This window comes from Streptomyces sp. Ru72 (assembly GCF_002920635.1).
In the GTDB taxonomy this organism is placed as follows: domain Bacteria; phylum Actinomycetota; class Actinomycetes; order Streptomycetales; family Streptomycetaceae; genus Streptomyces.
The window spans coordinates 26,435-46,160 of record NZ_PQSR01000049.1; the positions used below are offsets into that span (position 1 = coordinate 26,435).

The 19,726-nt window shown below is 72.1% G+C and carries 16 protein-coding genes and 1 pseudogene; 8 read left to right on the plus strand and 9 right to left on the minus strand.

The genetic code is table 11. The annotated features are described in order from the left end of the window. Nucleotides 1-30: 30 nt before the first annotated feature. On the minus strand, nt 31-420 hold the full coding sequence (locus C3488_RS22295; protein WP_103842066.1) for a nuclear transport factor 2 family protein: 390 nt from the start codon (nt 418-420) through the stop codon (nt 31-33). Nucleotides 421-788: 368 nt separating this feature from the next. Between C3488_RS22295 and C3488_RS22300 the strand changes: the two genes are divergently transcribed. Next, entirely contained in the window at nt 789-1,199 is a 411-nt protein-coding gene (locus C3488_RS22300) for a hypothetical protein (protein ID WP_103842104.1), read from the plus strand. 19 nt (nt 1,200-1,218) lie between these two features. On the opposite strand, the gene C3488_RS22305 is transcribed toward C3488_RS22300, so the two are convergent. Next, entirely contained in the window at nt 1,219-2,505 is a 1,287-nt protein-coding gene (locus C3488_RS22305; RefSeq protein WP_219822329.1) for a streptophobe family protein, read from the minus strand. Between the two features lie 396 nt (nt 2,506-2,901). Here C3488_RS22305 and C3488_RS22310 point away from each other — a divergent pair, with 396 nt between their 5' ends. Further along, nucleotides 2,902-3,333, plus strand: a complete 432-nt coding sequence (locus tag C3488_RS22310) for a helix-turn-helix domain-containing protein (protein ID WP_103842068.1) — start codon at nt 2,902-2,904, stop codon at nt 3,331-3,333. A gap of 80 nt (nt 3,334-3,413) precedes the next feature. On the opposite strand, the gene C3488_RS22315 is transcribed toward C3488_RS22310, so the two are convergent. The 3 genes from C3488_RS22315 to C3488_RS22325 all read right to left on the minus strand — a co-directional run bounded on the left by C3488_RS22315 (nt 3,414) and on the right by C3488_RS22325 (nt 5,968). Next, nucleotides 3,414-4,016: a ClpP family protease gene (locus C3488_RS22315; RefSeq protein ID WP_103842070.1), complete on the minus strand. Its 603-nt coding sequence runs from the start codon at nt 4,014-4,016 to the stop codon at nt 3,414-3,416. Nucleotide 4,017: 1 nt separating this feature from the next. Then, complete coding sequence (locus C3488_RS22320; RefSeq protein ID WP_103842072.1) at nt 4,018-4,656, minus strand: ClpP family protease; 639 nt, start codon at nt 4,654-4,656, stop codon at nt 4,018-4,020. Between the two features lie 112 nt (nt 4,657-4,768). Then, nucleotides 4,769-5,968: an epoxide hydrolase family protein gene (locus C3488_RS22325; RefSeq protein ID WP_103842108.1), complete on the minus strand. Its 1,200-nt coding sequence runs from the start codon at nt 5,966-5,968 to the stop codon at nt 4,769-4,771. Between the two features lie 122 nt (nt 5,969-6,090). Here C3488_RS22325 and C3488_RS22330 point away from each other — a divergent pair, with 122 nt between their 5' ends. Beyond that, the gene (locus tag C3488_RS22330; protein WP_103842074.1) at nt 6,091-6,573 is read left to right on the plus strand and encodes a VOC family protein; all 483 of its coding nucleotides are present in this window, start codon (nt 6,091-6,093) and stop codon (nt 6,571-6,573) included. Nucleotides 6,574-6,665: 92 nt separating this feature from the next. Continuing rightward, on the plus strand, nt 6,666-7,196 hold the full coding sequence (locus tag C3488_RS22335) for an SRPBCC family protein (RefSeq protein ID WP_103842076.1): 531 nt from the start codon (nt 6,666-6,668) through the stop codon (nt 7,194-7,196). 3 nt (nt 7,197-7,199) lie between these two features. Here C3488_RS22335 and C3488_RS22340 read toward each other — a convergent pair. The 4 genes and pseudogenes from C3488_RS22340 to C3488_RS22355 form a co-directional block, all read right to left on the minus strand. After that, nucleotides 7,200-10,017, minus strand: a pseudogene (locus C3488_RS22340) (NHLP bacteriocin export ABC transporter permease/ATPase subunit). A 2-nt stretch (nt 10,018-10,019) separates the two neighbouring features. Continuing rightward, complete coding sequence (locus tag C3488_RS22345; RefSeq protein ID WP_103842078.1) at nt 10,020-12,254, minus strand: NHLP family bacteriocin export ABC transporter peptidase/permease/ATPase subunit; 2,235 nt, start codon at nt 12,252-12,254, stop codon at nt 10,020-10,022. After that, a complete protein-coding gene (locus tag C3488_RS22350) occupies nt 12,251-13,057 on the minus strand; it encodes an HlyD family efflux transporter periplasmic adaptor subunit (protein ID WP_103842080.1) in 807 nt (268 codons plus the stop codon). The genes C3488_RS22345 and C3488_RS22350 overlap by 4 nt, the downstream gene beginning before the upstream one ends. Before the next feature lie 92 nt (nt 13,058-13,149). Then, entirely contained in the window at nt 13,150-13,365 is a 216-nt protein-coding gene (locus tag C3488_RS22355) for a type A2 lantipeptide (protein WP_103842082.1), read from the minus strand. Between the two features lie 663 nt (nt 13,366-14,028). Here C3488_RS22355 and C3488_RS22360 point away from each other — a divergent pair. From C3488_RS22360 to C3488_RS22375, 4 genes are all read left to right on the plus strand, one after another. Beyond that, a complete protein-coding gene (locus C3488_RS22360; RefSeq protein ID WP_181139138.1) occupies nt 14,029-15,477 on the plus strand; it encodes a S1 family peptidase in 1,449 nt (482 codons plus the stop codon). A gap of 276 nt (nt 15,478-15,753) precedes the next feature. Next, the gene (locus C3488_RS22365; RefSeq protein WP_103842084.1) at nt 15,754-18,177 is read left to right on the plus strand and encodes a SpoIIE family protein phosphatase; all 2,424 of its coding nucleotides are present in this window, start codon (nt 15,754-15,756) and stop codon (nt 18,175-18,177) included. Nucleotides 18,178-18,198: 21 nt separating this feature from the next. Beyond that, nucleotides 18,199-18,720: a metallophosphoesterase gene (locus C3488_RS22370; RefSeq protein WP_103842086.1), complete on the plus strand. Its 522-nt coding sequence runs from the start codon at nt 18,199-18,201 to the stop codon at nt 18,718-18,720. A gap of 17 nt (nt 18,721-18,737) precedes the next feature. Continuing rightward, nucleotides 18,738-19,661 (plus strand): aminoglycoside phosphotransferase family protein, encoded by a 924-nt coding sequence (locus C3488_RS22375; protein ID WP_181139139.1) that lies wholly within the window; start codon nt 18,738-18,740, stop codon nt 19,659-19,661. Nucleotides 19,662-19,726 lie beyond the last annotated feature (65 nt).

Below are 19,726 nucleotides of genomic sequence, written 5' to 3' on the forward strand. Positions count from 1 at the left end.
GCGAGGCAGGCGCCACTTTGGCAACAGGCCCTAACCCGCCGCGCCCTCGGGGACGCGGTCCAGGAACCCGTGCACGCTGCGGATACGCCCCTCGCCGTCCAGGGTGATCACGTCCGAGCCGGCGACGGGCGCCGAGCCGTCCGCGTCGCTCGTCAACTCCCAGGAGAAGCGGGCGAGTTCGTGGTGACCGTCGACCGCGCCCGTGAGCCGGAAGGAGAACCCCGGGAACTGCGCGTGCGCTCCCGCGATCAGGGCGACGATCTGCTCGTGCCCGCTGACGTCGGCCAGAGGGTCGGTGTAGGTTCCGTCCGCGGTCCAGGCGGCGGCGACCGCCTTCGCCAGCGCCTGAGCGTCACGGGTGTTCCACGCCTCGAAGTACCGGGCGACGGCGGTCTCGTAACGGTTGGTCTCTGCGGTCATGACGATCAGCCTCCGTCGAGGTCACATGCACTGGTCAGGGGCCGGATCCCGGAGTCTGGTGCCTGGCGGGAGCCGACACCGCAACCATGCCCGGACACCCGTGGGGGCGTCGATTACCTCCCGGGTAAGCGCGGGCACACCGGGCGGAGTGGCCCGATTGCGCCAGAAGCGGCCGTGAATATGCCAGGAGACTGGCTGAAATCGCATGGTGACAGAGGGTCAGGAGTGGCGATACTCGAAAGAGCGGGCGACCCGGGACACGATAGAAAGCGCTACCGCGCCGACAGCGGGACGCCCACGTGCACAGCGAGCGAACGCAAGGCACCACGGGCCGATCCGGCACCGAGCACCGCACGGGGGGAGCGATCGTGCACGACGAGTTCCTGTGCCATGTCACGGCATACGGCGTCTGCGGGGGGCAACGGGTCGGCGTCCCTCTCGGCACCTACCGCGCCCCGACCCTGGCCCTCGCCCTGTGGTGGATGCGCGACCGTGCCTCCTGGATCGCCGAACGGCTCGACCCGGCCCCCGACAACCCGCTCTACCCGCCGAACTCCGTCGCCCCCGTCGCCGACACGGTCCCCGACGTGCCGGCCGTCCTGCGCGCCTGGTGCAAGGACGTCGGGCAGCAGGAGAGGGTGGCCGAGGAGCTGGCGGCCGGCCGGCTGGTCCGTGTCGCCGTCAGTGACGACACCACCGAGTACGAACTGCTCGCCGAGTCCGTGGACGCGCTGCGGATGCAACGGTTCGTGCCCGCGCTGTCCACCCCGGTGGCCTGACCGGAGGCGGGGCGCCGCGTCACGGAACCTCGCCCCGTCGCCGCACACGCTGGGCGAGCAGCCCGCCCACGAACCCGGTCGCGAGTCCCCACACCATGGCGAGCCCCAGCGCCGTCCCCGGCCGGGGTCTCAGGAACAGCACGCCGGAGAGCCCTCCGCCGAGGTCGCCGACCCCGATGAGCGACAGGCCGTAGTGCGCCGAGACCCGGCACAGCAGGCAGACGGCGAGAACCGCCGCGATCAGCGCGACCGCCATGTGCACGGCGTGCCGCCACGGCCGCACCGACGCCGGTGAGCGCACCGCCAGCACGAACCCGGCGGTGATCAGCAGCACGGCGTCCACGGCCACGAGCCACCAGACCCGGCCGTCGTACCGGGCGAGCGTACGAAGGTTCAGCGTCGAGAGGTACGGAGTCCGCAGCACCTCGTCGAGCGGATGCGGCATGGGCAGCCCGAACGGCCCGTCCACCCGGCCGTGCCAGGTGGCGCCCATGCCGAGGGTGAGCACCGGCCACACCAGGTTGGGGAGGCCCAGCAGGATCAGCGCGAACGTCTCGGCCGGGTGCCCGCGGGTCGCCGCCACCACCAGCGCGACGACGGCGCCCAGGGCGACGCAGGCGAGCAGCAGGGCCACCATGGCGAAGGCGGCGGGCCGCACCGAATCCTGGAAGCGCAGCAGCCGGGCCGGCAGCGGCGCACCCCGTGACACCAGCAGGGCGAGGACGAGCACGCCCGCCAGCCACAGCAGACCGAACAGCACGGTCGGCCAGAGGTCCGTGGTGAAGCCGATCCTCGGGGAGATCCCGAACAGGCTGCCGATGTCGCCGATCGTTCCGGTGCCGAGCGGAACCGCGAAGGTCTGGCGGGCCACCAGGGCGAGACCGACGAGCGCCACCAGCCACAGCACGGCGATCCGGCCTGCCCAGCCCGCCAGTTCACGCCCGCCGGCGACGGCCCGGTGCCGCAGCGGGCGCAGGAATCCCGTGGCGATCACCAGCGCCCCGGACAGCGTCACCGACAACGGCATCACCGTCAGCCCCGCCCGTGCGCCGGCCGACGCACCGGCGTCGCCCGCCAGCCTCACACTGCCGCCGACAGCCACGACGACCACGGCCACGACCACACGGGGGAACCCGCCCTCCGGGATGGCGCTGCCGCCCGCCGCCCACAGCCCGAGCGCGGCGAGCGCGCCCATGACGACCAGCCCGGCCAGCACCGTCACGCAGGCCCGCACCCAGCCGTGCGGTGCGAGTGCCGGTCCGCCGGTGCGCGCGGCGGCCCGGCCGGACGGGCTCGTGACGCTCACACTGCCACGCTAGTGCCGTGACCGGAAAGGTTCACCGGCTCGCGACGCCCGGCAGGGGACCTCGCCGCGTTGTCGCATCGCCCGCGTACATCCAGTACGCGGGCGATGCTCCACCACTGCCTGAACGGCGTGGGGCACCCCCAGCACCGGACGCCGCGGGCTTTCCGGCAAACCTTTCCGGTCACAGCACCGGGCAGCCTCACGACGCCCCGTACGGCCACGCCCGCCTCCTTGGCGAGCGCATCGATGTCCTCCGCGAGCGCGTCGACGGCCGCATCGGTCGAACGGCCGGGCCGCGGCACCCGTCAACTGCCGCCACCATGTCGGCCGCACGGCTTCACCCAGGGCAGAACGCCGCTCCCTTCCCGTGGCGCCCCGGATCCCTAGGCTGAAGGGGTGAGCACTCATGCGCCGAACGAAGCCCGCGTCATCCCCCTGCGCCCGCAGACCGCGCCGCCCGGCTCCGGTGCGGCGACCCGCACCCCGCAGCGACCGACGGGGGCCCCGCAGCCACCCGCGCCCAAGGAGCCCTTGTGGCGGGACCTCGTCGGTGATGTGCTGCGGCGCGAGCGGCTCGCACAGGAGCGCACGTTGAAGGACGTCGCGGAGGCGGCCCGGATCTCGATGCCGTACCTGTCCGAGCTGGAACGCGGCCGAAAGGAGGCCTCCTCCGAGGTCCTCGCGGCCGCCGCCCAGGCCCTCGGGCTCGGTCTCGCCGACCTGCTCTCGCTCGCCCAGGACGAGCTGGCCCGGTACGCCCGGAGCCGGGTGGGCCGGGGCCGCAGGTCCCCGACGGCGCAGTACGACGGTCTCTGCCTCGCCGCCTGACCGAACCGTGGGCCGGTACGGCGGGCGCGCCCCGCCGTACCGGCCCACGCGGCCGGCCTCCGGGTCCGACTGCTCCGGGCTCAGACGAACGCCAGCCGTCGGCTCAGCACCTCGTCGGCGAGCCCGTAGGCGACAGCCTCGTCGGCGGTGAACACCTTGTCGCGGTCCATGTCCGCGCGCAGCGTCGCCACGTCGTGGTGGGTGTGCCGGGACAGGACCTCCTCCACCTGGGAGCGGATGCGGACCATTTCCTTGGCCGCCAGGCTGAGGTCGGAGACCGTGCCCTGCCGTCCGCCGCTGGCCGGCTGGCCGAGCAGCACCCGCGCGTGCTGGAGCACGAACCGCCGCCCGGGATCTCCGCCGGCCAGCAGCACCGCCGCCGTGGAGGCCGCCTGGCCGACGCAGAACGTGGAGATCGGGGACTGCACGAACGTCATCGTGTCGTAGATCGCCATCAGGGAAGTGAAGGATCCGCCGGGCGAGTTGAGGTAGATCGAGATCTCCTGCTCGGGATTCGACGACTCCAGGTGCAGGAGCTGCGCGATGACCACATTGGCGACCCCGTCGTCGATCTCGGTGCCGAGGAAGATGATCCGCTCGTTGAGTAGCCGGCTGAAGACGTCGTAGGACCGCTCGCCCTGCGCGGTCCGCTCGATGACGTACGGAACCGTGTACGACCCCATGTCACAACCCCATCCGCCGGCGCGACGCGGCCGGGCGGACGTCGGCGAGCGACTCCACCACCCGGTCCACCATCCCGTACTCCCTGGCCTGATCGGCCGTGAACCAGCGGTCCCGGTCGCCGTCCCTGGCGATCGTCTCCTCGCTCTGCCCGGTGTGCTCGGCGGTGATCCGCTCGATGGCCTTCTTGGTGAACTGAAGGTTCTCCGCCTGGATCTCGATGTCCGCGGCGGTGCCGCCGATGCCCGCCGAGGGCTGGTGCATCATGACCCGTGCGTTCGGCAGCGCGAACCGCTTGCCCCGCGTTCCCACGGTGAGCAGGAACTGCCCCATGCTCGCCGCGAACCCCATCACGAGCGTCGAGACGTCGTTCGGGACGAGCCGCATGGTGTCGTAGATCGCGAGCCCCGCCGTGACCGATCCGCCGGGGCTGTTGATGTACAGGCTGATGTCGCTACGAGGATCCTCCGCCGACAGCAGGAGCAGCTGCGCGCACACCCGGTTGGCCGACACCTCGTCGACCTGAGTGCCGAGGAAGACGATCCGCTGGGCGAGCAGCTGCGCGGCGAGGTGGTCGTCGAAGCGGCTGGGCGGTGTGTCGCCCTCCTCCGCCCGCGGCGAGAGCGTGGTGAGTGGGGTCATCGGATCTCCTTGTCTGTGGCGTGGATGCCGTCGACTCCACTCTTGGCCTCGGGAGACCCCCGGATGCGGTTTCTCTGCCCGCCGCAGATTCGCCACGGGCAGAGGCCATGGCTCAGCCCTTCTCGCGCAGCTGCCTGAAGAACGCCCGCACGTCCTCCACCAGCAGGTCCGGCTCCTCCATGGCCGCGAAGTGCCCGCCCCGGTCGAACTCCGTCCAGCGCACGAGGTTCTCCGTCCGCTCCGCCCTGTGCCGCAGCGGGATCTGGATCTCGGCGGGGAAGACCGCCAGTGCGGTCGGCGCGGTCGAGGGTTCGGCCGGCGCGGCGGCCCGGCCCGTGGCGTGCGCCCGCTCGTAGTAGATCCGGGACGACGAACCGGCGGTCCCGGTCAGCCAGTACAGCATCACGTTCGTCAGCAGCAGGTCCCGGTCGACGGCTTCCTCGGGCAGCTCCGCGGAGTCCGTCCACTCGCGGAACTTCTCCACGATCCAGGCGAGTTGCCCGACGGGCGAGTCGGTGAGCGCGTACGCCGACGTCTGGGGCCGGGTGGAGTGCAGCATCGCGTAGCCCGCGCCCTCGCGCTGCCACTCGGACCAGCGCTGCCACGAGGTGAGCGTACGCTCCCGCTCCTCGGGGCTGAGCGCGGCCAGCTCCTCGGCGGTCGGTTCGGTCAGCTGCTGAGCGCCGGGCAGCAGGTTCAGGTGGATGCCGATCACCCGCTCCGGGTGGGCGCGGCCCAGCTCACGGGAGACGGCCGCGCCCCAGTCGCCGCCCTGGGCGCCGAAGCGCGGGTAGCCGAGCCGGTCCATCAGCTCCACCCACGCGTCGGCGACCCGGCCCGCCTCCCAGCCGGTCTCCCGGGTCGGTCCGGACAGGCCGAACCCCGGAATGCCGGGCACCACCACATGGAACGCGTCGGCCGGATCACCCCCGTGGGCGGCCGGGTCGGTGAGCGGCCCGACCACGTCGAGGAACTCCACGATCGACCCGGGCCAGCCGTGCGTGACGATCAGCGGGGTCGCGTCCGGCTCGGGGGAGCGCACATGGGCGAAGTGGACGTGTGCGCCGTCGATCTCCGTCGTGAACTGCGGCCACGCGTTCAGCCGCGCCTCGGCGGCCCGCCAGTCGTAGTCGTGGCGCCAGTACCGCACGAGCTCCTTCAGATAGTCGAGGGGCACCCCGTACGCCCACCCCACGCCGGGCAGCTCGTCCGGCCAGCGGGTGCGGTCGAGCCGGTCATGGAGATCGTCGAGGTCGCTCTGGGGGATCGCGAGGCGGAAGGGCCGGATGCTCTCGGCGGGCGAGGACGTCATGGCGGCGATGCTAGTGGCGGGCACCGGGACCGCCACACGGATTGATCCGCGGCTCGGCCGATGAGTTCCGGGGCGAGGATCGGTCTGCACAGGTGACCGCTTCCACACTCCAGGAGGTACACATGGCCACCGAGGGATTCACCACCTGTCTCTGGTTCGACGGCCAGGCCGAGGAGGCCGCGCACTACTACGTGTCGATCTTCAAGAACTCCGGCATCGGGCAGGTCGGCCGCTACACCGAGGCCGGCCCCGGCCCCGCCGGTTCCGTGATCGCCGTCGACTTCACGGCCAACGGCCACAAGTTCGTCGCGCTGAACGGCGGACCCCAGTTCACGTTCAACGAGGCGATCTCCTTCCAGATCACTTGCGAGAACCAGGAGGAGATCGACTACTACTGGACCAAGCTCACCGAGGATGGCGGTCAGCCGGGCCCCTGCGGCTGGCTCAAGGACAGGTACGGCGTGTCCTGGCAGGTCATCCCCGACGGGCTCCTCGACATGGTGGGCGACCCGGACCAGGAGAAGGCGGCCCGCACCACGCGCGCGATGCTGTCGATGGGCAAGCTCGACATCGCCGCCCTGGAGAAGGCGTACGCGGGCGAGTAGCCGCCGCGGGGCGACGGCCGGTCGACCCGGGCGGGGTGAGCCGGCCTGAGCGATCGTTGCGGCGCGCCCACGACCGGGAGGACTGATGCGTCATGGCCGCCGACCTCACCGGCACCTGTCTCACCCTCGACGACGGCCGCCCCGCCGTCCGCTTCACCCGCGTCCACGACCACCCGATCGACCGGGTGTGGCGGTTCGTCACCGATCCGGACGAACTCGCCGCATGGTTCCCCTCCCGTGCCGAGTTCGAGCTGCGCCCCGGCGGGACCGTCCGGTTCAGCGGGGACCCGAACATGCCCGAGTCCCGCGGCACCGTCCTCGCCGTCGACCCGCCCCGGCACCTCTCGTTCGCGTGGGGCGGTGACGAACTCCGCTTCGACCTGGAGGAACCGGGCGACGGGCGCACCCGGTTCACCCTCACCAACGTCCTGGGCGAGCGGAACGCGGCCGCCCGCAACGCCGCCGGCTGGGAGGTCTGCCTGGCCGCCCTGGACGCCGAGTCCCGCGGTGAGCGCTCCGAGGGGCCGCACGGCGGGCCCTCCGCGTCCTGGCAGGAGTACTACGAGGCCTACGTCGAGGCCGGGGTCCCCTCCGGTGCGCCTGTTCCCGGCTCCGGCGCCTGACCCTTATGCCATCTGCCGCCGCACCAGCTCGTGCAGCCGGCCGGTCGTGTCGGCGAGGAGCAGGGCGGGCGGGCCCTGCTGGGTGATCCTGCCGTCCTCCATCACGATGACCCGGTCCGCGTCCAGCACCGTGGACAGGCGGTGGGCGATCACGATCCGGGTGGCGTTCAGGGCGCGGGTGGACTCGATGACCTTGCGCTGCGTCTCGTTGTCCAGCGCGCTCGTCGCCTCGTCGAAGAACAGGATGCGCGGCCGGCGGATCAGCGCCTGAGCGATCATGAGCCGCTGCCGCTGGCCGCCCGAGATCGCGCCGCTGCCCTGGACGATGGTGTGCAGCCCCATCGGCATCCGCTGGATGTCCTCGGCGAGGCCCGCCATCTCGGCCGCCGCCATCGCCTCCTCGGGGGTGTACGGCTCGGTGCCGCAGATGACGTCCAGGATGGACCCGTTCATCGGCTGCGCGTGCTGGAGCACCACCCCGCACTGGCGGCGCACCGCCGACTGGTCGAGCGCCGCGAGGTCCTGGCCGTCGTAGAGCACACTGCCGGACACCGGCTTGTCGAAGCCGATCAGCAGGCGCAGCAGCGTCGACTTGCCGCAGCCGCTCGGGCCCACGATCGCCACGAACTCGCCCGGTTTCACCTCGAAGGAGACGTCGTCGAGGACCAGGGGACCGTCGTCGGCGTACCGGAACGAGAGCCGGCGCGCCTCGATCGCTCCGGAGAGGGCCCCCGGCCGGGTGCTCGCCGTGCGCACCTCGGGTGTGGCGTCCAGCACCGGCCTGATCTCCTCGAACAGCGGCAGCGCGGCCACCGCCGACACGAACGCGCCGGTCAGCTGGGTGACCGCGGTGAGCAGCATGGTCATCGAGGTGTTGAAGGTGAGGAAGTCGGCGGCCGACAGGGCACCCTTCGCGGGCCCCGCCAGCAGCATGAACAGCAGCAGGGAGCACAGCGGCAGATACACCGCGCCCAGCACCGTGGTGAGGTTCTTGATCCGGCCCACCTTCTGCTGCAGTTCGCGGCTGCGCGCGAACTCCCGCGCCCAGGCGGCGTAGGCGTAGTTCTCGGCCGCGGCCACCCGCAGCTTGGGCAGGCCGCGCAGGGTCTGGAAGGCCTGGTTGTTCAGCTTGTTGGTGAGCTGCACCAGCCGCCGCTGCCAGCGCACCTGCCACAGTCCGAGCCCGAGGAAGACGGCGGCGATGACGACGAGCATGCCGATGGCGGCCATGGCCATGGGCACGCTGTACCACAGCAGCAGCGCCAGGTTCATCGCGCCGACCGTCACCGACTGGGCCACCGTGGGACCGACTCCGGCAAGGAGCCGCCGGATGGCACTGACCCCCATCGCGGCGCTCGCCAGCTCACCGGTGGACCGCTCGGCGAAGAACTTCGTCGGCAGCCTCAGCAGCCGGTCCCAGACCGCCGGCTGGAGGGTCGCCTCGATCCGCCCCTCGAGGCGCAGGACGGTCAGGTTCTCCAGCAGCATGAAGGCGGCCGCCACCACCCCGGTGACCATGAGTGCGAGGCAGACCTGGACGATCAGCCCTTCCTGCGCCTTCGGCACGTACTCGCCGAGCACCTTGCCGGTGGCGATCGGCACCAGCGCGCCGATCGCGACGGTCACCAGGCCACTGATCAGCAGGTTGACCAGATCCCCGCTCATGCCGCGCATGCTGAACCGCAGCAGCCCGAGCGGACCGAGCCGCTGGTCGGGCAGTGGGCGGTAGAACATCACGGCCCGCGGGGCGAACTCCGCCGCGTTCGCCTTCTCGACCGGTGTCTCGCGTCCCGACGACGGGTGCACGGCGACATAGCCGCCGCGCCGCCACAGCAGCGCCACCGGTGCTCCCGACAGGGCCCGGTGACCGACCAGCGGACCGACGTTCTCGTGCCACCAGCGCCCGTCGAGCCGTACCGCCCGGGTGCGGACGCGGGAGGCGACGGCGATGCGCTCCACCGGGTCGAGGCGGTCGCTCTCGGCGCCGCTCCGCGTGGGTTCGGCGAGGGTGATGCCGGCCGCGCGGGCCACGAGCTTGCACGCTGCGTAGGTGGCGTCGGCGTCGGCCGCGGTGGTGCGCCGCTCCGAGGACTTCCCGATGGACGCCAGCAACGTCCGGTCGGCCTGGGCACGGACCGCCTCACCCGCCTTGATACCGGCCGCGGTACGTGTCTCGTGGGTGCGCTCCAGCTGCTCGATCCACCGGTCCAGGGTGGCGAGGAGGCGGTACTGCTGGTCGACCATGCCCTGCCAGACGGCAGGGTCCATCAGCAGGTCGGCAGCGGCCTCAGTCCCGTACAGGGAGCCGTACTGGACACTGCCCGGCGGCACCTGCATCCAGAAGACGTCGTCGTCGGTGATGTCGGCGGCCCGTTCGGTGGCCATCGGCGCCTGGAACAGGATCGACAGGCTCCGGCCGACACCGAGAGCGAGGGCGTACTCCAGGGGGCTCGTCGTCGGCGGTATGTACTGCGGGTGGCCGTACTCGTCGTACGACCAGGTCTGGGTGTCGGCCTGCTGGTACAGCTCGCGCAGCTGGATGCGGCGCACCACGCAGTCGCGGACCGGCCGGGCGACCAGGGTGTGCTGGGGTCCCGCGACCGGGCCGAGCAGGACGGGAGCCCGGCTCGAGACGGCCCAGGTGGTGCCAGTGGCCCTGTACCGCCGCGTCGACGGCGAACAGGTCCAGCGCGCCGGACGCCACCAGCCACAGCACCTGCGGCCCTTCCAGGTCGAGCCGGCTCAGGCCCGAGCAGTCGATGGGGGCTCCCATCGCGCCCAGAGCGCCCAGGACGACGTCGCCCTCGTGCACCGCCGTCATCCTCACCGCTCCCTGACCAGCTCGGCGTACGCCCCGCCGGCCGCCACCAGGGCGTCGTGCCGCCCGCGTTCCACGATCGTGCCGTGCTGGAGCACGACGATCTCGTCACTGTCGCGCACCGTGCTCAGCCGGTGCGCGATCACCACGCAGGCGCAGCCGCGCTTGCGCAGGTTGTCGATCACGGTCTGCTCGGTCTCCGCGTCCAGCGCGCTGGTCACCTCGTCGAGCACCAGGATGCTGGGGTCGCGCACCAACGCCCGTGCGATCTCGAGGCGTTGGCGCTGCCCACCGGAGAAGTTCCGCCCGTCCTGATCGACCCGGCTGTGGATACCGCCCGGGCGGCGCATCACCACGTCGTACAGGGCCGCGTCCCGCAGCGCGGCGACCACCGCCTCGTCCGGGATCGACGGATCCCACAGCGCCACGTTGTCGCGGACCGTGCCCTCGAAGAGGAAGACCTCCTGGTCCACGAAGGAGACCGAGGCGGCGAGCGCGCCGCGCGGAATGTCCTCCAGACGCTGCCCGTCGATGCGGATCTCGCCCTCCCAGGGCGCGTACAGGCCGGCGATCAGCCGGGACACCGTGGACTTGCCGCTGCCCGAGCCACCGACCAGTGCCACCTGCTGGCCCGGGCCGACGGTCAGGCTGAAGCCGCTCAGCAGCGGTTTGTCGAGCGGGCTGTAGCCGAAGGTGATGTTCTCGAGCTCCACATGACCGTGCAGCCGGCGCGTCGACGCCCCGCCGCCCGAACGGCCGTAGAGCGGGTCGGCCTGGAAGCTCTCCACGTCCTTCAGGCGGGCCACGTCCGCGGCGAAGTCCTGGATGCGGCCCGCGACCCCGTTCAGGCGCGTCAGCGGCGCGGTGAACCGGGTCACCAGGGCCTGGAAGGCGACCAGCAGCCCCACCGAGATGTGCCCCTCCACCGCCCGCAGGCCGCCGATCCACAGGATCAGCGCGCTGTTGAGCGTGGCGAGCGTCGGCGCGACCACACCCAGCCAGGCACTCGGCACACCGAGCCGCTGCTGCTCCTCCAGGGTCGTGGCGTGCTGGCCCGCCCACTTGCGGAAGTAGCCGTCCTCACCGCCCGTCGCCTTCATCGTCTCGATCAGCTGCAGGCCGGTGTAGGCGGTGTTGGTCAGCCGTGCCGTGTCCGCGCGCAGCTTCGCCGTACGGGTCGCCCGCAGCCGTACGACGACCCGCATCGCCACCACGTTCAGCAGCGCCACCCCGATGCCGACGAACGTCAGCTGCGGGTCGTAGGTGTACAGCAGCACCGCGTACAGCACCACGACGATCGCGTCGACGCCCGCCGCCGCGAGGTCGCGGGCGAGGGTCTCGGCGACCGCGTCGTTGGACTGCAGCCGCTGCACCAGGTCGGCGGGGCTGCGCTGGGCGAAGAACGTCACCGGAAGCCGCAGCAGATGCCGCAGGAAACGGGCGCTGGAGAGCGTGGAGGAGATGATCCGGCCGCGCAGCAGGTTCGCCTGCTGCAACCAGGTCAGCACCACCGTCAGCAGCACACAGGCCGCCATCGACGTGAACAGCACGCCCAGCAGCGAGGTCTGGCCGCCGATCAGGAACATGTCGATGTACGTGCGGCTCAGCGCGGGCAGCGCGGCACCGACCACCACCAGGAGCAGGCTGGCCAGGACCGCGGCGGGCAGGGTGCCCGCCGTGCCGCGCAGCCGGGCCGGCATCGCGCCGAGGATTCCCGGCCTGCGGCCGCCCCGGGTGAAGCCCTCGCCGGGTTCCATCACCAGGACCACGCCGGTGAAGCTCGTGTCGAAGTCCTCCATCGGCACGAAACGGCGGCCCTTGCCCGGGTCGTTGACGTACACGCCCCGGCGGCCGAAGCGGCGTCCCATGCCGTCGTAGACGACGTAGTGGTTGAACTCCCAGAACAGGATCGCGGGCGCGTTCACCCCGGCGAGCGCGGCCGTGTCCATCTGCATGCCCTTGGCCGTCAGACCGTAACTGCGGGCCGCCTTGAGGAGGTTGCTGGCGCGTGAGCCGTCCCGGGACACCCCGCAGGCGATGCGCAGCTCCTCCAGCGGGACGTGCCGTCCGTGGTGGCCGAGCACCATCGCCAGGGAGGCGGCGCCGCACTCGACGGCCTCCATCTGCAGCACGGTGGGGGTGCGGACCGTCCTGCGCCGGGACTTGGGCACGGTGCGCTTCGGTGGTGCGGCGCGGCGCCTGCCCCGTACCGGAGGCAGGGTGTCCTGGGGAGCGGTCATGGCAGGAGCCAATCGACGGGACGCTGATCGGCCATGCGGATGGAGCCCGTGGCCAGGGTCATGGAGGAGAGGGGGAACGGCGGGCCGTCCGCGGACGACCACTCGTAGCCGCTCTTCGTGCCGGACGAGGTGTCGAGTCGTACCAGCACGGCCACCGGGCGGCCCTTCTTGGTGAACTGCTCGCCCAGCTGGTCGTCCCCGAGGAACGCGGCGATCTGCTGGGCCGACTGCGCCGTGCGGTCGACGGACCGCACATGGCCGCGCAGCACGCCGTACTGCTGGGCCGGCACCGACTGGACGGTGAGGTCGACGGCGGCGTTCGCGGGAATCGACGCGGCGTTCTCGGCGGGCACGTACACGGTCGCGTACAGGGGGTCGGACGCGTGCTCCACCTTCTCCACGGCGGCGACATTCGCCCCGGTGCGGATGATCTGGCCGATCGTGGCGGCGAGTTCGGTGATACGGCCCGCGGCGACCGTGCGGACCACCGACTCGCCCTGCTCGGTACGGACCTTGATCACGGGCGCGTTCGCGGGCAGCCGCTCGCCCTGCTCGGCGAGGATCGCGGTGACCTGTCCGGCCACCGGGCTCTGCAGGAGGTAACTGCCCTCCGCGTGCGTGAGGACGGCGGGCGCGGTGACCGTGGAGGCCACCGAGCCGGTGACGGCCCACACCGACGCGGCGGCCATGGCGACCACCGTCACGGTCAGGACCAGCCAGCCCTGGGGGCGGGCGAAGCGCACCGGGAGATCGAGCTCCTCGGGCGACTGCAGCTTGGCGAGGGCCTGCTGGCGGAACTGCACGGAACTTCCCTCACCTACTCCAGAAGATTCACGGCATCCGAGAGTCCCGGAACCGGGGAGCGGTTCCGGGACTCAGCGGTACAGGGGTGCGATCAGAGACCGGCGACCAGGTTCGTGACCGGCGCGGTGTTCAGGCCGGTGACACCCTCGACGGTGCCGACGGCCGTGCCGACCAGGCCGGAAACCGGGGCGATGCCGTCCACCAGGCCGGTCGCGGTGCCCACGGCGTTGATCGACAGGCCACCGGACACGGCGTCGAGCTCGGCGTCCGAGATCTCGGCGGTCTCAACCTGGGGGGTGGAGTTCATGATGGAACTTCCCTTCGTATGGATATTCACAAGGGGGAGCGGCCCCTTCTGGAGACAGACGGTCGGCCGCGATCCGCGAGCGCCGGGCACCCCGTTGCCGGGACCCCTGGGGTGACCCCCGCGGTGCAACGGATCAAAGCACGGCGGCGCGCGGCGATTCCAATCAACCACCGCTCCCACCTGGGCAATTGGCGTTCCGGAGCGTCGATCCGTGCAGGTGTGCGCACGTCTTGGCGGCGACTTCTTCACATGCTGCGCGGCATCGTCGCGCACGGCCTCTTGCAGCCCCGGCAAGGAATGGGACAGTCCGGGTTCAATGGCGCGGGGCACCGTCGACGTCTGTGCAGATCCGCCGCGCGCGGTGACCCGGTTGCGCATTCGATGTGCAGATTCCCTGGAGCCAGGATTCGGCCCGACATGACGAACCCAGGGTTACCGACAGGTAACTGACCGTGTCCGCAGCCCCCTGTCGGGTCGATTCTTCTCCCCGGCCGGGCTCGACGGGTGCCTTTGCCACCTATTTCACGCTTTCGCATACGCCAACTCGGCCAGTTGCAAAGTCCGTTGAACACCCCACCCGAAGCGCGCGTATCAACTGGCATCCAGGCGCCCCAGTCAGCTGCCGGACGGCGGCAACGGACCCCGTCCCCAGGAGGTCGAGAGTTGAGTCACAAACGCATACCCAAGCGCAAGGCCGCGATCGCGGTTGGAAGCGTGGCGGCGCTCGGAGCTGCGGCCCTTCTGCTGCCCAACGCCAACGCGTCCCAGACGGACTCGGCGTCGGGCGACACGCCGAAGACGTTCAAGTCGGCCGATGTCTCGCTCGTCGCCAGGCAGCTCGCATCGCAGTTGGGTGATGCCTTCGCGGGCTCCTACTACAACGCCGAAAAGCAGCAGGTCGTCGTCAACGTGGTCGGTAACGACAGCAACGTCGTCGACGCCGTCAGAAAGGCGGGCGCGGTCCCCAACCAGGTGCACAACAGCACCGCCACGCTCCAGGCCGCCGCCAGGACGCTGCGCACCAGGGCGACGATCCCCGGCACCGCGTGGTCCGTCGACCCCAGGACGAACGAGATCCGGGTCACCGCCGACAGCACGGTCACCGGCTCCAGGTGGAACACGCTCCAGTCGACGGTCAGGAGCCTCGGCTCGGGCGTGGCGAGCGTCAAGAAGTCGTCGGGCACCTTCAAGACCTTCGTATCGGGCGGCGACGCCATCTTCGCTCAGGCGAACGGCGGCGGCGTCCGCTGCTCCCTCGGCTTCAACGTCACCGCAGGCGACGGCAGCCCCGCCTTCCTGACGGCCGGTCACTGCGGAGTCGCGGCCAAGCAGTGGTCCGACTCCCAGAACGGCCGGCCCATCGCCACCGTCGACCAGGCCACCTTCCCGGGCAAGGGCGACTTCTCCCTCGTCAAGTACGACGACCCGAACACCCAGGCCCCGAGCGAGGTCAACGTCGGCAACGGGCAGACGGTCCAGATCAACAAGGCCGCGGACGCGGTGGTGGGCCAGCAGGTCTTCCGGATGGGCAGCACCACAGGGCTGCACGACGGCACCGTCACCGGGCTCGACGCCACCGTCAACTTCCAGAGCGAGACCACCCCGGGCGGCGTCGACACCGTCACCGGGCTCATCCAGACCAACGTCTGCGCCGAGGCCGGTGACAGCGGAGGCGCGCTGTTCACCCAGGACGGCAGCGCCATCGGCCTGACCTCGGGCGGCAGCGGCGACTGCACCACCGGCGGCGAGACCTTCTTCCAGCCGGTGACCACGGCGCTGCAGGCGACCGGCGCGACGCTCGGTGCCGGCGGCGCGGGCGGCGCGGGCGGTGCCGGCGACCAGAGCGGTGCCGGTGCGGGCGACCAGTCGGCGAGCCCGGGTGGGCAGCAGGGTGCCGGTGACCAGAGCGGTGCGGGTGCCGGTGCCGGCGACCAGAGCGGTGCCGGTGCGGGTGACCAGAGCGGTGCCGGTGCGGGTGACCAGAGCGGCGCCGGTCAGCAGTCGGCGAGCCCCGGCGACCAGTCGGGTGGGGCCGCCGACCAGTCCGGCAACGCCGGAGACCGGTCGGGCAGCGGCGTGGGCGACGGCTCCGGACTGGTGTCGAGCCACTGACCGGGAAGCAGCAGCGGTTCCCCCGGTCAGTGGAACGGTCCGGCCCTCCGGCGGGAGGGCCGGACCGCTCCGTTTCCGGGGCTGCCCGCTGGACCCGTGCACGGCCCGTCACCCTCCGCAGCGGGCGCGCCGTACCCCGCGCCCGCTCCGCCGTACCCCGCGCCCGCTCCGCCGTGCACCCGCGAGCCGTCGGTCCGTGCGCTCACAGGGGCTGCGCGAGAGTCCGGGACGCGCTCTAATTGCAGAGTGGGCAGTGAGGGCACTGCGGGACGCAGAATGAGAACGCTGCGCGCGGAACTTGCCCTCAAGACGCTCGCGGCGGATCTTGACCCGCGCGAGCGCCTGCGACGCGTGCTCGAACAGGTGCTCGTCTTCACCGGGGCAACCCTCGCCGTCGTCTACAGTCCGGAGGAGGGCGGCGACCAGCTGACCCTCACCGAGTCGGCCGGCGTGCCGCGGACGCTGTACGGGCTGCGTGACGTCTACGCCCTCTCCGGCACGGGCCCGGCCGCCGAGGTGCACCGCTCCGGGCAGGCCAGGTGGCTCACCCCCGAGGACATCGGCCGCTGCGCCGACGCGCGCCGGATGCCCGCGGGGGACTTCTCCCTGGCCGTCCTGCCGCTGCGCGGCGGCGGATGCCTGGCCGCCGTCAGCGACGGCCCGGACGGCTTCGACACCGACGACCGCGCATGCCTCCAGCTCTTCGCCGAGGCCGTCACCTGCCCGCCCCCGGGCGCGGTCGACACCGGAGGGCTGCCCGGCAGCTCCTTCACGCTCGACATGGACAGCGGCCGGGTGCAGGTCGACGACGAGATGCTGAGGCTGTTCGGCATCGCCACCGGCGAGTTCGACGGCCGTGTCGAGACCCTGCTCGCCCGGACCGTTCCGGAGGACCTGCCCTCCGTGATGTCCGTCGTCGAGGCCGACCACATGTCCATCGGCGACCGCGAACTGGAGTTCCGCATCCTCCAGCCCTCCGGCGAGCCGAGGTGGCTGCGGCTGCGCGGACGCCTGCAACCCGCCGGGGAGGGCCACCCGGTCCGGCTCGTCGGCACGGTCACCGACGCGTCCCAACTGCGTCCCGGCGTCAGCGACGTCACCCGCATCCAGCGGCTCGCCGCGGCCCTCGCCACCGCCGGCACCGTCCGCGACGTCAGCAGGGCCGTGGTCGCCGCCCTGCGCGGGCCCCTGCGGGCGGACCGTATCGCGCTGGCCGAGCTGGAGTCCGACCGCCTCGTCGTCACCGTCCTGGACCCGCCCGAACCGGAGGCCTGGCCGGAGCTGTGGCGCAGCGAGTGGCGTTCGGAGTGGCCCGACGCGCCCGTCCGCGCCATGCCGACCCTCGCCACGGCGCTCAGGGAGGGCCGCGCCACGATCTGGCCCGCCGGCACCCCGCTGGAACCGGCGCTCGCCGAGGTCGGCCCCGGCGGTCTCGCCGTGCTGCCGCTGCCCGCCGGCGGGCGCATGGCCGGCGCCTGCCTCGTCGGCTGGGACAGCCCGCACGACTTCGGCCCCGACGAACGCGCCCTGCTCACCGCCGTCGCCGGTCTCGCCGGACAGGCACTCATGCGCGCCCACGCCTTCGACGCCGAGCACGAGCTGATCGGCATGCTCCAGCGCGCCCTCCTGCCGCGTCGCCTGCCGTCGCTGCCCGGAGCCGTCGCCGTCGCCCGCTACCTGCCCACCACCGCCGGTCTGGAGCTCGGCGGCGACTGGTACGACGTGATCCCCCTGCCCGACAACCACGTCGCCCTCGTCATCGGCGACGTCCAGGGCCACAGCGCCGGCGCGGCCACCCTGATGGGTCAGATGCGGACGGCGCTGCGCGCCTACGCGGCCGAGGGCCACCCCCCGGACGTCGTCGTCTCGCACGCCAACCGGCTCCTCGTGGACATGGAGTCCGACCTCTTCGCGACCTGCTGCTACGTCGACGTCGACATGGAGCAGGGCACCGCCTGGTACGTCCGCGCCGGGCACCTCCCGCCCCTGCTGCGCCACCCGGACGGCAGCACGGAGATCACCGAATCGGAGGGCGGACCGCCCCTCGGGGTCGTCACCCAGGCCGACTACCCGATGAGCCCGCTCAGGCTGCAACCCGGCACGGTCGTCGCCCTCACCACGGACGGCCTGGTCGAGTCCGCCGACGTCGACATCGAGGACGGCCTCGCACGCATCGCGGGTGAGCTGTCCGCCGCCGACCCCGCGCACCTCGGGCTCGTCGCGGACGCCCTGCTCGCCGAGGCCAACCGCAGCGACGACGTGGCGCTGCTCCTCGTGCGCTACGACGGCATGGCGATGCTCCCGCTGCGCGAGAGCTGGACGGTGTGGCGCGTTCCCGAAGCGGTCCGGCACGCCCGCCGCTTCACCCGGCGCACCCTGCGCTCCTGGGGCGTGCGGGAGGAGACCGACACGGTGCTCCTCGTCGTCTCCGAACTCGTCACCAACGCCCTCGTCCACACCGACGGCCAGGTCCGGCTCGACCTCACCCTGTCCAACCACCGGTTGCGCGTGGCGGTCGCCGACTCCTCTCCGCGCACGCCCGTCAAGCCGACCAGCATCGGCTGGGAGGCGACGGGCGGCCGTGGCATCCTGCTCGTCGAGGCCATGTCCGACACCTGGGGGACACTCCCGGTCAGCGGCGGCAAGCAGGTGTGGGCGGACATCGTCCTCGGGCACTCGCCGGCCGACGCGCAGACCTGACCTGGATGACACCCTGGTGCCGTGCGCCTGCTCATGATGTCCGACACCCACCTCCCCAAGCGCGCGAAGGCGCTGCCCGCGCCGCTGCTCGCCGAACTCGCGCGCGCCGACGTCGTGATCCACGCCGGCGACTGGGTGGACGTCGCCACCCTCGACCTGCTGCAGAGCCGGTCCGCCCGGCTGATCGGCGTGTACGGCAACAACGACGGCCCCGCCCTGCGCGCCCGGCTCCCCGAAGTCGCCCGCGCCGACCTCGACGGCCTGCGCCTCGGCGTCGTCCACGAGACGGGACCCGCCCAGGGCCGGGAACGCCGCTGTGCCGACCGGTTCCCGGACCTCGACGTGCTGGTGTTCGGCCACAGCCACATCCCCTGGGACACCACCACGGACACCGGCCTGCGCCTGCTCAACCCCGGCTCCCCGACCGACCGCCGCCGCCAGCCCCACTGCACGTACATGACGGCCACCGTGACCGGCGGCGAACTGACGGACGTCCGGCTGCACCGGCTGCCCCCGCGCACCGGAAAACCAGTGGAGTCCTGACGACCCGTTCGGGTGAGATGGGCCGGGTGCTGATCGATGCCGACCTCGTACGCCGTCTGCTGGCGGCCCAGTTCCCGCGATGGACCCACCTGCCGATCGCACCGGTGGCCCGCTCCGGTCTGGACAACGCGACCTTCCACCTCGGTGAGGAGCTGTCCGTACGCCTCCCGCGCTACCCGCACTGGGCCGGTCAGGTCGAGCGGGAGCAGACCTGGCTGCCCCGGCTCGCGCCCCATCTGCCGCTGCCCGTCAGCGAACCCGTCGCCAAGGGGGAACCCGGCGAGGGCTACCCCTACCCTTGGTCCGTCTACCGCTGGCTGGACGGCGAGACGGCCACCCCCGAGGGCCTCGCCGACCCCCGCCGCACCGCACTCGACCTGGCCGCGTTCCTGACCGCTCTCCAGGCGATCGATCCCACGGGCGGTCCCGCTCCCGAGCAGAGCAACGCCTTCCGGGGCGTTCCGATGGGCGACGAGCGGGACTCGCTCGCCTCCGAGGCACGGGTACGGCCCAAGATCGAGGCGCTGAAACGGTCCGGCCTGATCGATGCCGACGCGGTGACGGAGGTCTGGGAGGCGGCCCTCGCCGCGCCCGCCTGGGACCGGCCGCCCGTCTGGGTCCATGGAGACCTCTCGGTCGGCAACCTGCTCGCCGTGGACGGCCGGCTGAGCGCCGTCATCGACTTCGGCACCCTCGCCGTCGCCGACCCCGCGGTCGACCTGCTCGTCGCCTGGAAGTTCCTGCCCGACGAGGTGCGCGGCGACTTCCGGGCCGCGCTCGGTGTCGACGAGGCCACCTGGGCCCGTGGCCGGGGCTGGGCCCTCGCGGGCTCCCTGCCGGTGCCCGACGACCCGTACTACCGGCAGGACCCGGCCAGGGTGCGCGCCGCCCTGCACCAACTGGAGCAGCTCATCGCCGACCACAGGAGTGAGCGCGCCTGAAAATCCGTTGCTGTCACCGCCGCGGTCCTGCTGGACTGCACGGGACAGAGTCGTCGAACCGAGGA